Here is a 14,420-nt window from a genome sequence, read left to right as displayed (position 1 = left end):
CTACTTAGCTTGAACGAGAGTAATTAAGTAATTTTTTTAGATCTTTCAATAATCCCTTTTGTATCAAACGGTTTTCTTGTGGTTGAGGATTAAATGGATATTCCAGCACAATCAGTCCCATATGGTCGATTAAATATAAACTCGCGGGTTTTAATTGCTGTTGTTCAGCAATCATATGCCAATGCGGCTTCGCAGCTTTGGGTCTCCCCATTATCGCCATATCTACTTTGTGTTGATTTTTGCCAAGGGCAACATATAAATTATCTAAAGCAGCGAGCTGCTCCAAGCAAGGCTCTTCGCATTGTGCTGAATAATTTAAAGCAATAGTCCATTGTTTTGGATTATGCTGCTGCCAATTGTCTAGCTTAATTTCACGTTCTAAAAACTCACCATGATTAGTAATTGCTGTAGGTAGCCAATCAAGTTTTAACGCGCTGTAAGCCAGCACTAAAGGGATAGCGCAGCATACAACAAAGAGCAACAGGGGTTTATTTTTCATTATCTATCCTCTTCTTGCTTGCAAAAATAGCAACTACCACACAGGCAATCGCAATTAAAAACCACTGTACTGAGTAGGCATAATGTTTTTCTGGACTCATCACAACAGCTTCATAATGGGGAGCAGCAATCTCATCTTCGTCGCCTTGGCGATAGGCCATAAAATCCACTAAAGTTCGCTGAGATTGGCTACTGAGTGATTGCAGATCAATGATTTGAATTCGTTTAGCTAAATCTGACTGAGTATTGCTATTAGCTAAGGTAAAGCCACTTAAATTATCTTCTTTAATTTGTGCCGTTAACGTAAATTTACCACTAGGTATTGTCACGTTTGGTAGGATTTCTCTTGAGCGGCCAGCTTTTACCCAACCTAAGTTAACTAATAAAAAGCGCGACTCATCAGGTAATTTTAATAATGTCAGTAAGTCGTAACCAACCTGACCATTATAAATTTGGTTATCGAGCAGCCAATAATTATTGGTATCAAAATAACCACTCAACGAAACTAATACCCCGGTTTTATTCCACTCTTTTGGCAGTTGTTGCAACTGTGCCCAGCTCATAACTCCTTGCTGTTGAATATTTTCAATGGCATTAAGCTGTTGTTGCTTTTGATCTGCGCGCTGTAATTGCCAAAACCCTAAACGCATACAAACTAATACCACAATAACAACCAGGCAAACTGTGATTATTGAGCTAAGCTTTTGTTTGTTAAATACAACTAACTGCATAAGGGTAAATCCAGTGATTATTAAAATTATTATTGTTCTACTGTTATTATTTATATTGTTTAATTTATTTCGTGCTTTATTTATTATGGTGTCGGGAAAAACCAATGGACGCCCCATGTCTCATTTTTTAGGGCGTCGAGTGTTATTTTCTGTTGTGGTATTAGTGATGGTAATTGCCGCACTAAAGCTCGGTTTAATTGCGGCAAATCAATCACCTTTGCCCACTACAGCACATATACAAAAACAAACAAACATAGCCAAACAACATCAACAAAATGCCAGTACCACGCCGCAGCTTGAAACGCGAAGTGCTTATTTTTTGTAAAGTGGCCTTTTAAAATCCGTAGGAAAACGATTAATAAAATAATGGTACCTAAGGTGACATGCATACCGTGAAAACCGGTTAGCAAAAAGAAGGTATTACCGTAAATTCCCGCATCAAGAGTTAAATTAAGGTCATTATAAGCATAAATATATTCTTCTACTTGGAGCCCTAAAAAGCATACTCCCAGTAAAATAGTTACGCCTAAAAACACCTTAAGTGGAGTACGTTTGTTATTTTCCATCGCTACATGAGCAAAATGCAGAGTTACCGACGAAGCTAATAAAATAAGGGTATTTATCAGTGGTAACCCTTGCCAGCCCATTGCTTGCGTAGAGGTGCCCCCAGGGGTATTTAACAATGGCCACACAGCCTCAAAAGTAGGCCATAACACTTCGTTAGTCATGGCGTTGTTATCGGCGCCTCCAAGCCAAGGCACAGAAAACATGCGGGCATAAAAAAGGGCCCCAAAAAAGGCCATAAAAAACATGACTTCTGAAAAAATAAACCAGCTCATACCTTGTCTAAATGAGCGATCCATTTGGGCAGAATATAAACCTTGATGCGACTCTTCAATCACATTTTTAAACCAGCTAAACAGCATATAAAGCAATACGGCAATACCCACATACAGTAAGTAAACACCACTGCCTCCCTCTTTACCCATATCCATAACTGTTAAGGCTGCCCCTACCGCAATAAAAAATAGCGCCACCGCGCCAACTATTGGCCATGGGCTTTGATCAGGTACGTAATAATGTTCATATTTTTGATTCATTTCATTTGCTCCTAGTTTTTCACTAGTTTTATAAGCTAGTTATTACTGGCTACTAACTTCTCGCTAATATCAAATACGGTATAAGACAGAGTTAACTCCTCCACATCACTAGGTAACTCAGTATCAACATAAAAAAGTAATTTAAACTCTAACTCCTCGCCAGCCTTCAAAGGTTGCTGGTCAAAGCAAAAACACGCTATTTTGTGTAAATACTTAGCCGCTTTACCCGGCGCTACCGAGGGTATCGCTTGCATCACTTTGTCTTCATTACTGTTGTTTTTAGCGCTAAACATAACCTCACGCATAGCCCCTGGTTTTACATCTACACTATATTCTTTAGATTTAACCTCAAAAGGAGCACCACTTTGGGCATGCGTGGTAAAACTAACGCTGACTTCTCTATTCTCATTAACCAAGGTACTTTGCTGTGCTTGCTCTAACGAGGGCTTACCATTAAGCCCGGTTATATCGCAAAACACGTCATATAAAGGCACCATGGCAAATGCAAAAGCAAACATTGCAATGCAAATAACCACCAGCTTTTTTAATAACGGCAAGTGAGTCATTATTTAATGTCCGGCGGCGTTGAGAACGTATGATATGGCGCAGGTGAATCAACGTCCCATTCAAGCCCTTCTGCCCCATCCCAAACTTTTGCAGGCACTTTATCGCCCCCTTTTGCACATTTATACACAACAACAACGAACAGTAATTGCGATAAACCAAAGGCAAACCCACCTATACTAATAATGGCGTTAAAGTCAGCAAACTGCAGTGCATAATCTGGAATTCGACGTGGCATACCGGCTAACCCCACAAAATGCATTGGGAAAAACAGCACATTTACACTTACCAAGGACAACCAAAAATGCCATTTTGCCAAAGTAATATTGAACATATTTCCGGTCCATTTTGGCAACCAATAATAAGCCCCCGCCATAATAGAGAATACCGCGCCCGTCACCAGCACATAATGGAAGTGTGCAACTACAAAGTAGGTGTCGTGGTATTGAAAATCAGCAGGTGTGATCGCCAACATCAATCCCGAAAAGCCACCTAAAGTAAACAGCACAATAAATGCGATACTAAACAGCATGGGCACTTCAAAGCTAATAGAGCCACGCCACATAGTTGCTACCCAGTTAAATACTTTTACGCCGGTAGGTACCGATATCAACATAGTCGCGTACATAAAAAACAACTCACCCGCCACGGGCATACCTGTGGTAAACATATGATGCGCCCACACAATAAAGCTCAACAAGGCAATCGAGGAAGTGGCGTACACCATAGAGGCATAACCAAATAGTTTTTTACGTGAAAAAGTAGGAACAATCGTAGAGATAATGCCAAAGGCAGGCAAAATCATAATATAAACTTCAGGATGACCAAAAAACCAAAATATATGCTGGAACATTACCGGATCGCCACCACCAGCGGCGTCAAAGAAGCTGGTCGCAAAGTATTTATCGGTGAGTACCATAGTAACTGCACCAGCAAGTACCGGCATTACTGCAATAAGTAAAAAAGCCGTGATCAGCCATGTCCACACAAATAACGGCAGTTTCATCCATGTCATACCCGGAGCACGCATATTCACTATGGTGACCACCACATTAATGGCACCCATAATCGAACTGATACCCATTATATGTACCGCAAATACAAACATTGCTGTGTTGTCGTTACTATAAGTGGTGGAAAGCGGAGCGTAAAAGGTCCACCCAAATGCAGGACCGCCACCAGGCATAAACAATGACGCTAACAAAATCAAAAACGCAAATGGTAAAATCCAGAAGCTCCAGTTGTTCATTCTCGGTAATGCCATATCTGGCGCACCAATCATTAACGGAATCATCCAGTTTGCCAATCCAGTAAATGCAGGCATTACTGCACCAAACACCATGATTAAACCGTGTACTGTGGTCATTTGATTAAAAAAGTGAGGATCAACCAATTGTAAACCCGGCTGAAATAACTCAGCCCGAATAACCATAGCCATTGCTCCACCAATCAAAAACATGGTGAGAGAAAAAATTAAATATAAGCTTCCTATATCTTTATGGTTGGTTGTAAATAACCAGCGCTTAAAGCCTGTTGCAGGTTGATGGCCATGATGAGCCTCATTGGAATTAGGTTGTTCTGCAATGCTACTCATTATTTAGCCTCCCCATCAGCATCCAGTGCCGCTTGTATTTCGCTTGGTTGAATTACCTCTCCGGTGTCATTACCCCATGCGTTACGCTTATAAGTAATAACGGCTGCTATCTGCTTAATAGATAATTGCTTTGCGAAAGACTGCATCGCTGTACCTGGTTTACCATGAAGTAAGATATCGATATGACCTTTGATATCACCTATAACTATTGGGCTGCCTTTAAGTGCTGGAAAAACACCCGGCAAACCTAAACCTGTAGGTTGATGACACGCTGCACAGCTCGCCATATAAACTTGCTCACCAAGAGCCATCAGCTCCTCTTTTGGTACCACTTGATCTAATAACGCAGCGTCTGCTTCAGCCGCTTTTTGTTTAGCTTGTTTAGCTTCTGCCAACCACGTTTTGAAGTCTTCTTCTGTTTTTGCTTCTACCACAACAGGCATGAAGCCATGATCTTTACCACACAGCTCTGCACACTGCCCGCGGTAAGTACCTACTTCATTAATATTGGTCCATGTTTCGTTAATAAACCCAGGGTTTGCATCTTTTTTAACTGCAAAATCAGGTACCCACCATGAGTGAATTACATCATCTGAAGTCATTAAAAAACGTACTTTTTGATTAATCGGTAGCACCAGCGGCTTATCTACTTCGAGTAAATAATTCGGGTTTTTATCGGCAAGATTCGTTATTTCATTTTGAGGAGTCGCTAACATTGAATAAAACTCAACGTCCTCCCCCATATACTCGTAATGCCACTTCCACTGTGATCCAGTAATTTTTATGGTGATATCAGCTTTGCTGGCATCCTCCATGGCAATTAACGTTTTAGTCGCAGGAATGGCCATAACAATTAAGATGACAAAAGGAATGGCAGTCCAGAGTATTTCTACTTTAGTACTTTCATGAAACTGGGCAGGGACAGCCCCTTTAGACTTGCGATGATGGATGAGTGCCCAAAACATAATGGCAAACACGATCACCCCAATCACACAACATATTAAAAATATGGTCATGTGCAGTTGGTATACATTATTACTTATATCAGTTACGCCTTTACGCATATTATATTGGCTATTAGCAAGCACATTTTGCGAAAAAACTAACAATATAAGCCACAAGGAAGAACTCAGCTTACCCATGTGACGGCTCCTTTGATGCTATTGCTGACGCAAAGCGAAGAGGCATACGGCTTAAACGCCTATTCGTTATTTTTATTTTTTATAAGGGTGCTGGAGTTACTAAATGTGTGTGCTCAAAACGATTAGGCTGTGAGTTATTTTTATTCCAGCTCTTTAATAACTAGTTAAAAAATAAACAATAAGCAAGGTGAGCATGAAAAATAAACAAGAGGTTACTTAAAAAAGTGCAGCAAAAAAATAGTAACTAATGAGGTAATTAATCCCAGAGTCAGAGTTGGTAAGGGGTCGCTTGAATAACAGCGGAAAAAATATAAAATTTTATGATTTAAAAATAACTAGGGTCTGTTGACCTTTGCGGATTAAAATTTGTTCAAACTAGGGGCGGTTTAATCGCGGCGCGAGGTTTGTAACCTAGTGGGCTAAGTAAAAACCGAGCAACAAAGAGTAAATCGCCCCTAGGCAGAATCCTTCGGGCAGCGCCTGTTTGGCATTGATGCTGCGTTATCGCCTATTTATGGGGAATAACCACATCACATAGGCTCTGTCTTGCCTAAATACCAAACAGACTGCTGCAAATTCAACCTTGAAAGGTCAACAGACCCTAAAATAAATTTGTTTATTTATAAAATATTTAGCGATTTTTAAAAATAACAAAAAGCGATTCACAAGCAATATCGTACAAAAATAATGCATGTAAAAACAGCGCCTAATCAATATTAAGCGCTAGGTTATGCTTAACTATCACATCCAATCAGCGTTACGAATAACACCCACCGCTAAACCTTCAATATTGAAAGATTCATTTTCCAAGTCTACTTCAATAGCTGAAAACTCGTCATTTTCAGCATGCAGTAATACTTTTCTGCCGGCTTTTTCTAGACGTTTAACCGTAACATCATCATCCACTCGAGCAACAACAACCTGACCATTTTCAGCTACTTGAGTTTTATGTACAGCGAGTAAGTCGCCATCCATAATGCCAATATCTTTCATACTCATGCCGTTAACACGCAGTAAAAAATCGGCCGCAGGTTTAAACATTAAAGGGTCAATTTTACAGTGGCTTTCTACATGCTGTTGCGCCAATATTGGCTCACCCGCAGCAACTCGACCAATTAAAGGTAAGCCCAGTTGCTCTGGCTCTTCTTCTTCAACAAGCTGAATACCCCGACTCGCGCCCGGCTTCATTTTAATCACACCTTTTTTAGCCAGTGCTTTTAAATGTTCTTCTGCAGCATTTGCACTTTTAAAACCCAGTGTTTGTGCAATCTCGGCACGTGTAGGAGGCATACCAGTGTCTTTAATAAACACTTTGATAAGTTCGAGTATTTGCGCTTGGCGTTTCGTTAATGGTCGCATACAACTGGTTTTCCATACAGTACAATTAACTGTGAGTATATACAGTTATTTTAAAATCGCAAATATAAATTAAGTTAGCTCCACTGATAATAATTAGCTTATCGCACTAAGAATATAACACGCTCTTAACTACTTAAAATTATTTTTGTGATTAGGGTCTGTTGACCTTTCAAGGTTGAATTTGCAGCAGTCTCTTTGGTATTTAGGCAAGGCAGCGCCTATGTGATGTGGTTATTCCACATAAATAGACGGTAACGTAGCATCAATGCCAAACAGGCGCTGCCCTTCGAGTTCTGCCTAGGGGCGATTTACTCTTTGTTGCTCGGTTTTGACTTAGCCCACTAGGTTACAAACTTCGCGCCGCGATTAAACCGCTCCTAGTTTAAACAAATTTTAATCCGCAAAGGTCAACAGACCCTAAAGCAACCCATCAACAGTAAAAATAAAAAATGTATCTTAAAATTTACAACGATGGTTAATTTTAATGAGTGGTAATGTTAATTAATTGAAATAAAAATATTAGCGTGTACACTTTATGTGGACAAAACAAATATAAAAGGACTATGAAATGAAAAAATACTCACCTTTATTCATTGGGCTCCTATTCAGCGGCTATACACAAGCTCAAGTTCCGCTTTTTGAAGTGCAATATATTAATGAGTCACAAAGCGTGGCCACACAAACAAGTAATCAATTACAGTTTGGCCAGCCTCTTTTTGAGCTCACAAATAGCACAAATACCTTTCTTTTACCTGTTAAAGGTAACGACATTGAATTTATAAAAAGTTCAACAAGTTTGTCAGCAACGGGAAGCTTAATTTGGATTGGTAAAAGTTTAGAAGATGACGAAATAACACTTATTAAATCTGCAAAAGGCATTTCGGGTACTGTAAAAGTAGGTGAACAGATATATAAATTACAACCAAATAAGCACTCTGGTCATAATTTCATTGAATTAGATCCCCAAAAGCAGCCAGCTGAACATGCTCCCGAATATAAACAGTCTAATAACTTGGAGTTTATGAGTGAACAAATTTTAACAGCTCAAAACACTCAATCGGTAATGGCTAACGAAACGCAAAGTAATATTAGTTTATTAGTTTTATATACCCCAGCAGCAGCTCAAAAATCAGGGGATATAAATAGCTTAATTGATCTTGCGATTGTTGAAACCAACCAAGGTTATCAAAACTCAGGCGTCAACGCAGTTGTTAGCATAGCCCACATGAGCCAAATTAATTATACTGAAGCTGCAAACTCAGGTACTGATTTAAATCGTTTAGCAGCTAAGAACGATGGTTATATGGATGAAGCACATACATTACGCGATCAATTCGGTGCAGATGTAGTTATATTAGTAAATGATGTCAATGGTTACTGTGGCCAGGCCAAAGCCATTGGTGCTAATGCTCAAAGCGCTTTTGCTATGGTCGATTATGATTGTGCGACAGGCTACTATTCCTTTGGTCATGAGATTGGGCACTTACAAGGCGCTCGCCATAATCCAGAAAACGATCCTTCAACAACTCCTTATTCATTTGGACATGGTTACCAGCAACCTCAATCGCAATGGCGCTCAGTGATGGCATATAATTGTCCAGGTAATTGTACACGTATTAATTACTGGTCGAACCCTAATAAATCATACAATGGAGATGTAATGGGGACTTCGGCAGAACATGACAATGCCAGAGTGTTAAACTTAACTAACCCTATTATTGCAAACTTTAGATCTTCAACCCCCCCAATTCCTGGTGACAATGTGCTCCAAAATAATCAAGCAATTATGGTTAATGGCGCAAAGAATAGCGAAAAATTATTTACATTTGCAGTACCAAGTGAAGCAACACAAGTTACTTTTAGAACATCAGGTGGTAGTGGTGATGCTGATATATATGTAAAATTTAACGAAACGGCATCCACAAATAATTTTGATTGTCGCCCATATAGAAATGGCAATAGTGAGAGCTGCAGTGATACTCGCAGTGGAAATTACTCTGTCATGCTCAAAGGCTTTGATGCTTATAATAATGTAGAACTGGTTGCTAGTTACCAATAATAAGCAAGCTACATAAGCAGGCGTCGTAGTATGGCGACCTGCTTAAATTAAGCTAAAAAAATTTTATTTGCTATCACTCACGACAAGATTTAAATTTCACCTTAATATGAGCTCAATTTTATATTTTTAAACATTCTTTTAGGAGCGAGTATGAGCATTTGGCATCAACCAATTACATTAGAGTTTTGTAAGCAATTAGATCAAGGGATCACTGGCCAAGGCACGCTCATGAAGACCATGGGAATTGAAATCAGTGAAATTGGAGATGACTACTTAGTCGCCACTATGCCGGCAATTCCAGAGCATCATAACCCTATGGGTATAGTGCATGGTGGTGCCAATGTGGTCCTTGCTGAAACCGTAGCAAGTTATGCCGCTAACTTTGTAGTTGATTTCAGTCGATTTTATTGTGTTGGGCAAGAGATCAGCGCCAGTCACTTAAAAGCGTCACGCAACGGCACATTAACGGCTACCGCAAAAGCTTATCATATAGGTAAACGCAGCTCGGTTTGGGATATTAAAATAACCAATAGCCGCAATGAGCTTTGCTGCGTATCAAGAATGACCGCAGCCGTAGTCGAACGAAAAGGTTAAATTACTTTTCCAGAGGGTAAATAGTAACTTCTATGCCTGCGCCAATTGCAGATATGCGTAACAAGGTATCTGCATGTAGGGCCTGATTAAAGCATTTTGGCGACGTACCCGACTCAAATCCCATATCAAACGTTCTACGAGAACAACTTAACCATTGCTTTAATGCATTGCGTGAACACGACTCAATTAGCTCACATAAGTGATTAATTGCTTTATCAGGTGTGGTTATTTCACCAGCTACTTCGATGCGTGCCAGTTGGCGGTATTCGTCTTTATCATAATGTAAAATGGTTGCGACCTTTTTTAAATCAGCAACTAATACGCTAATATCTTGCTTTGACTCAAGCTCGAGATCTACATTTAAAAATTGAATTTCCGACATTGTTTCGTATTTATCCTCTAATGGTTACCTTGCAAACTTTAACGCAGTTTTACCGTTATACCAAATCAACACCCTATAAATAGACACTTTATCAGTTAATACTCTTATTTTAGGGTGTTATTGCAGCTTACTATTAGCACTATTGTGCTGAAACTCAATTTGAATGCACTAGTGCGACATTTTGTCGCACTCACCCTGCCTATCATTCGCGTAAAATGTTTATTAAAAGTAATAAGATAAACACCTATGAAAAAAATATTTAAACCAACACGTAGACTTCATAAATGGTTGGGCTACTTATTAGGGCTACAAATTTTAGCTTGGTTGCTTGGCGGTTTAATTATGAGCGCTATTCCGCTTGAAAAAGTACATGGTAAGCACCTAGCAACACGCACCCTAACCAATCCCTTTAAAAGCCATGATTACATCGCATCAATTGATGATATCGTATCCCAAGTAACCAACCCGACTAAAATAATCTTTACGCATTTTTTATCCACCCCACTTATAACTGTAACCAGTGCCGGTAGCCAACAAAGTTTTAATGGCATTACTGGGCAACCATTTAAAGCACCTAATAGACAGCAAATTATTGCTAATGCACACGCACACTTACTTATTAATGCTCAACGAGTAAGCGCTGCTTTATTAGCTACAGGCCCACGAGAAAGCGGTTATAAAACAAATATATGGCAAGTGAAATTTAACGATACATTTAACACCACCCTCTATTTGTCATCAGACACAGGTAAAGTGATTACTGTTCGCAGTGATATTTGGCGAGTGTTTGACTTCTTTTGGATGCTACACATTATGGATTACGATGAGCGCGAGGATTTTAACAACCCGTTACTCATTAGCTTTGCTGCCAGCAGTGTGTTTTTTAGTTTTACTGGTTTTATTTTATTACTGCAAAACATCCGATTAAGAACAAGAAAACGTAAGCTATCCTGAGTTTTTAAGCAGGTTGTACAGAAAACTGATTTACCATTTAGGTTATTCTCTTTAAAATCGCGGCTCCTGTAGTTCACTAAAGTGATAGGATATGCCGCATTTTATTTTTGCGTTATTGCTTTGCGTTATCAGCTTTACTATTAATGCTGAGCAATTTACTCGTTTTTCCAGTGCTAAAAAACACTTAATTAAAACCTTACCAACCAATGCAAAAAGTATCTATTGTGGTTGCGACATAAAACGTAAAGGCAAAAAGTTAGTACCCGATGCAACCCATTGTGGTTATGTGCCACGCAACACATTTACCCGTTCAGGTAACGTGAACCAACGCGCTCTGCGAATAGAATGGGAACATATTGTACCCGCTTGGGAGTTCGGTCATCAGTTACAATGCTGGCAAGATGGTGGACGTAAAAATTGCCGTAAAGTAAGTGCAAAGTTTCGCATGATGGAAGCTGATATTAACAATTTAGCTCCCGCAATCGGTGAAATTAACGCTGATCGTTCAAACTATCGCTTTGGCATGTTAGCCCAAAATGCTAATCAATATGGTCGCTGTGAGGTTAAGGTTAATTTTAAACAACGCGTTATAGAGCCTCCGGTTTATGCACGTAAACGTATTGCCGATGCATACGCTTACATGCAAAAAACTTATGGTTTAAAAATATCAAATCAACAACAAAAGCTGTTTAATGCGTGGCAACAACAAGCTTATGCCGCAAAAACCGACAGTAAAAAGCTGTAACTTATGTTTATAATGCTTGGTGTGGTCCAAATATTTCGTAATGAATATTCGAGCTCTGTACACCTAAGTCAAGTAGTTGGCCTTTTACATAAGCCATAAATGAAGCTGGTCCACACAAATAAAATGCCCCTTCGCTAATAGGCAGTGATGCTTCAAGCACAGATAAATCCATAAGACCTGTGTAATCACATCCCCCACCACCTTGATTAAACCAGGTTAAGGTTTTTAGTTGTGGATGCATAGCCGTTTGCTGAGCTAGGTAGTCTTTAAATGAATACTCCAAGCTATTTTCACACGCGTGTAAGTAACTAATCGCTTGATTAGTATTGTCGCTCAATAGCGTTTGCAGCATAGCCATCATTGGGGTTTGGCCAACACCTGCAGAAATAAGCACAACGGGGCTTGTTGCATCTTTCAAAAAGAAATCACCTGCTGGTGGGTATAGCTCTACTCGTGCGCCCTGCTCTAGTGAGTGTAAATAGTTAGACACCACGCCAGGCTGTGGTTGGCACTCTTTTTTAACGCTAATACGATAGTTTTTAGCATTGCTCTTTTGCGAAATAGAATACTGGCGGATCTCTTCATATTCTGCCCCCTCAGGCTTAACTTTAATGCCAAGATATTGTCCTGGCTTGTGGGAAATAACAGCTTTGCCGTCTAAAGGTGTGAGGATAAAGCTGGTTACAAATTCAGACTCAACATGTTTATGAGTAATTTCAAACTTCCGTGTACCTACCCAGCCACCATGATTATTTTTACTGTGTGTATACAACGCTGCTTCTTCGGTAATACAAATATCAGCCAGTAGGTTATAAGCTTCTCGCCATGCGTATTCAACATCAGCTGTAAACTGATCAGGAATAAGCTCTTTAAGTGTGCCGATCAAATGCGCCCCTACAATAGGGTAGTGTTCGGGTAAAATATTCAAGCTGGTATGCTTATGGTTAATTCTAGCTAATGCCTCTTTTAACACGGCTAAATTATCAATATTTTGCGCATACGCAGCCAAGGCATTAAATAATGCAAATTGCTGACGACCCGTTTCTTGGTTAGTCATATTAAAAATATGTTTAAGTTCCGGGTTATGGCTAAACATGCGCTTATAAAAATGATCGGTGACGGCTGTGCCCGCTTCTGCAAGTAATGGAGCTGTACTTTTTACAATCTCAATAGTTTTTTCAGATAACATTTTGGTTTCCTATGGGTGAACTAACCACGACGCCCATCAACACGACGCCGCGTTAATATAGGAGTGCAGTGAATTAAAAATAATAAAAAGGCCAGTAACCAAAGCACAGCACTGATCTGCCAAGCTAGGTGTGGCCCAATAAAAGACGGGAGAAAAGCACGAATAATTGCGGCACTAAACACCAATACAAATGCAAGATTCATAAAACCAGGAATACTAAGTGAGCGACCGGTATGTCCTAGTGATACCCGTGTCATCATGGCTAAAATCATCATGCCGATACCACCAATAGTGATAAAATGCAGAGCGTCTTTAAACAGTATTGCACTGCTATAAAAACTGATTGCCACTAACATTAAACCTATACCTAAAGCTAAATACGCAAAGTGTAACGACCATAATAATGGGACTTTTAGGACTTGCTTGTTCCACCAGCAAACACCGCGAACTAAATGCAAAAACGCTGCACTCATCACAACTAGTGCCGGGTTAATTACAGTGAAAAATAATTTACTAATAAAAAATAATGCTATCGCCAATACCGATAAGTATAAAATAGCTTTATCTATGTTTGGTGTGCGTACCTGCTTAGATAAGCCCAGCCCTTTGGCAGTAAAAAAGGGTAATACACGCCCAGCTACAACCCCCACCAACAAACTTATAACCAGTACTGCGGTATCAACCATCGCCAGCGCTAGCTGCGTTTGGTTTTTTAGCACTAGTATTAAATACAACATATTGAGCGTACATAAAAATGAAAGAATAAATAAAAACAAGTAGTTGCGTTTACTGCTCGCTTTTATCAACATGCTGGCTAACACTATGATTACCGAGAGCCACCAAACAACTTGTAAAATCAGTACCGCATAAACATTAAACTGATCAATGCTAGGCACAACTACAAAAAAACTAAGCCGTGCACTAAGCCATATTAGGCTAAGCCACATCAATGGTTTACCGTTAATACTTGCAACACCGGTCCATGTTTGTGCTGCAGTAAGTAAAAAGCCAGCCACAACCACGCCCGCAAAACCAAATAACATTTCATGTGCATGCCACAAATTAGCAGGCATAACTAAATACCACTGTGCATCGCCACTTAAAATAAGTAACCAATAACCCACAGATAAACACGCTAGTGATCCACCAGCTAAAAAAAAGGGTCTAAATGCCAACATCCATAATGACCATTGTGATACCTGATGAAATGCGACCTGCGCTGGCATAGGTTCGGCTAAGTTTATGGGCTTCATTAGCGCACCTCCTGCCCCAGTCCATGCTGCGCCACACAGCGCAGTACGTAACTCACTTTGACAATCGCCGCGAGGACAATCGTGCTAATGTGTGCAAAAATTTGTACCGGTATCGAAAAGTAGCCTGCATAGGGATAACTTATTAACAACGTAATCAACACCCCAAATACGCTAATACATAGCATCTTATTTGCATGAGATAGCAAACGGTAATACAGAGAATTAGACTTCACTGAATAATTAACCTGTCCTAAAA

General features: G+C 39.7%; 15 protein-coding genes. 5 read left to right on the top strand and 10 right to left on the bottom strand.

What is annotated here, in order from left to right; all coding sequences use genetic code 11:
- Nucleotides 1-4: 4 nt before the first annotated feature.
- Entirely contained in the window at nucleotides 5-499 is a 495-nt protein-coding gene (locus tag QL989_RS00650) for a transmembrane cytochrome oxidase associated protein (protein ID WP_290167396.1), read from the bottom strand.
- Nucleotides 489-1,229, bottom strand: coding sequence for an SURF1 family protein (locus tag QL989_RS00645; RefSeq protein ID WP_010392389.1), 741 nt, complete (start codon nucleotides 1,227-1,229; stop codon nucleotides 489-491). The genes QL989_RS00650 and QL989_RS00645 overlap by 11 nt, the downstream gene beginning before the upstream one ends.
- Between QL989_RS00645 and QL989_RS19155 the strand changes: the two genes are divergently transcribed.
- Nucleotides 1,183-1,554, top strand: a complete 372-nt coding sequence (locus QL989_RS19155; RefSeq protein WP_356775858.1) for a DUF2909 domain-containing protein — start codon at nucleotides 1,183-1,185, stop codon at nucleotides 1,552-1,554. The two genes, QL989_RS00645 and QL989_RS19155, sit on opposite strands and share 47 nt — an antisense overlap.
- Here QL989_RS19155 and QL989_RS00635 read toward each other — a convergent pair.
- The 5 genes from QL989_RS00635 to lexA form a co-directional block, all read right to left on the bottom strand.
- Nucleotides 1,454-2,329, bottom strand: coding sequence for a cytochrome c oxidase subunit 3 (locus QL989_RS00635; protein WP_010392387.1), 876 nt, complete (start codon nucleotides 2,327-2,329; stop codon nucleotides 1,454-1,456). The two genes, QL989_RS19155 and QL989_RS00635, sit on opposite strands and share 101 nt — an antisense overlap.
- Before the next feature lie 35 nt (nucleotides 2,330-2,364).
- A complete protein-coding gene (locus QL989_RS00630) occupies nucleotides 2,365-2,895 on the bottom strand; it encodes a cytochrome c oxidase assembly protein (protein WP_290167393.1) in 531 nt (176 codons plus the stop codon).
- On the bottom strand, nucleotides 2,895-4,487 hold the full coding sequence (gene ctaD / locus QL989_RS00625; RefSeq protein ID WP_290167391.1) for a cytochrome c oxidase subunit I: 1,593 nt from the start codon (nucleotides 4,485-4,487) through the stop codon (nucleotides 2,895-2,897). The genes QL989_RS00630 and ctaD overlap by 1 nt, the downstream gene beginning before the upstream one ends.
- The gene (gene coxB / locus QL989_RS00620; RefSeq protein WP_054202822.1) at nucleotides 4,487-5,629 is read right to left on the bottom strand and encodes a cytochrome c oxidase subunit II; all 1,143 of its coding nucleotides are present in this window, start codon (nucleotides 5,627-5,629) and stop codon (nucleotides 4,487-4,489) included. The genes ctaD and coxB overlap by 1 nt, the downstream gene beginning before the upstream one ends.
- Nucleotides 5,630-6,370: 741 nt before the next feature.
- Nucleotides 6,371-6,988 carry a transcriptional repressor LexA gene (gene lexA / locus QL989_RS00615; protein WP_010392379.1) on the bottom strand — a complete coding sequence of 206 codons (618 nt, stop codon included), beginning with the start codon at nucleotides 6,986-6,988 and terminating at the stop codon, nucleotides 6,371-6,373.
- Between the two features lie 568 nt (nucleotides 6,989-7,556).
- Here lexA and QL989_RS00610 point away from each other — a divergent pair.
- Both QL989_RS00610 and QL989_RS00605 read left to right on the top strand, forming a co-directional pair.
- Nucleotides 7,557-9,047 carry a M12 family metallo-peptidase gene (locus tag QL989_RS00610; protein WP_198522188.1) on the top strand — a complete coding sequence of 497 codons (1,491 nt, stop codon included), beginning with the start codon at nucleotides 7,557-7,559 and terminating at the stop codon, nucleotides 9,045-9,047.
- Between the two features lie 150 nt (nucleotides 9,048-9,197).
- Nucleotides 9,198-9,641 carry a PaaI family thioesterase gene (locus QL989_RS00605; RefSeq protein ID WP_138608368.1) on the top strand — a complete coding sequence of 148 codons (444 nt, stop codon included), beginning with the start codon at nucleotides 9,198-9,200 and terminating at the stop codon, nucleotides 9,639-9,641.
- 1 nt (nucleotide 9,642) lies between these two features.
- Here QL989_RS00605 and QL989_RS00600 read toward each other — a convergent pair whose 3' ends face one another.
- Entirely contained in the window at nucleotides 9,643-10,023 is a 381-nt protein-coding gene (locus QL989_RS00600; RefSeq protein WP_008114170.1) for a hypothetical protein, read from the bottom strand.
- Between the two features lie 246 nt (nucleotides 10,024-10,269).
- On the opposite strand from QL989_RS00600, the gene QL989_RS00595 reads away from it, so the two are divergent.
- Entirely contained in the window at nucleotides 10,270-10,977 is a 708-nt protein-coding gene (locus tag QL989_RS00595) for a hypothetical protein (RefSeq protein WP_138608370.1), read from the top strand.
- A 91-nt stretch (nucleotides 10,978-11,068) separates the two neighbouring features.
- Nucleotides 11,069-11,722, top strand: coding sequence for an endonuclease (locus QL989_RS00590; protein WP_138608372.1), 654 nt, complete (start codon nucleotides 11,069-11,071; stop codon nucleotides 11,720-11,722).
- A gap of 7 nt (nucleotides 11,723-11,729) precedes the next feature.
- On the opposite strand, the gene hmpA is transcribed toward QL989_RS00590, so the two are convergent.
- Together hmpA and QL989_RS00580 are read right to left on the bottom strand one after the other, a co-directional pair.
- Entirely contained in the window at nucleotides 11,730-12,911 is a 1,182-nt protein-coding gene (gene hmpA / locus QL989_RS00585) for an NO-inducible flavohemoprotein (protein ID WP_138608374.1), read from the bottom strand.
- 20 nt (nucleotides 12,912-12,931) lie between these two features.
- On the bottom strand, nucleotides 12,932-14,164 hold the full coding sequence (locus tag QL989_RS00580; RefSeq protein WP_138608376.1) for an NnrS family protein: 1,233 nt from the start codon (nucleotides 14,162-14,164) through the stop codon (nucleotides 12,932-12,934).
- Between the last annotated feature and the right edge of the window lie 256 nt (nucleotides 14,165-14,420).

The organism is Pseudoalteromonas sp. APC 3224 (assembly GCF_030407535.1).
Lineage (GTDB): Bacteria > Pseudomonadota > Gammaproteobacteria > Enterobacterales > Alteromonadaceae > Pseudoalteromonas.
Note: the sequence above shows the minus strand (reverse complement) of the source record. Positions and strands in the feature narration are given on the sequence as shown.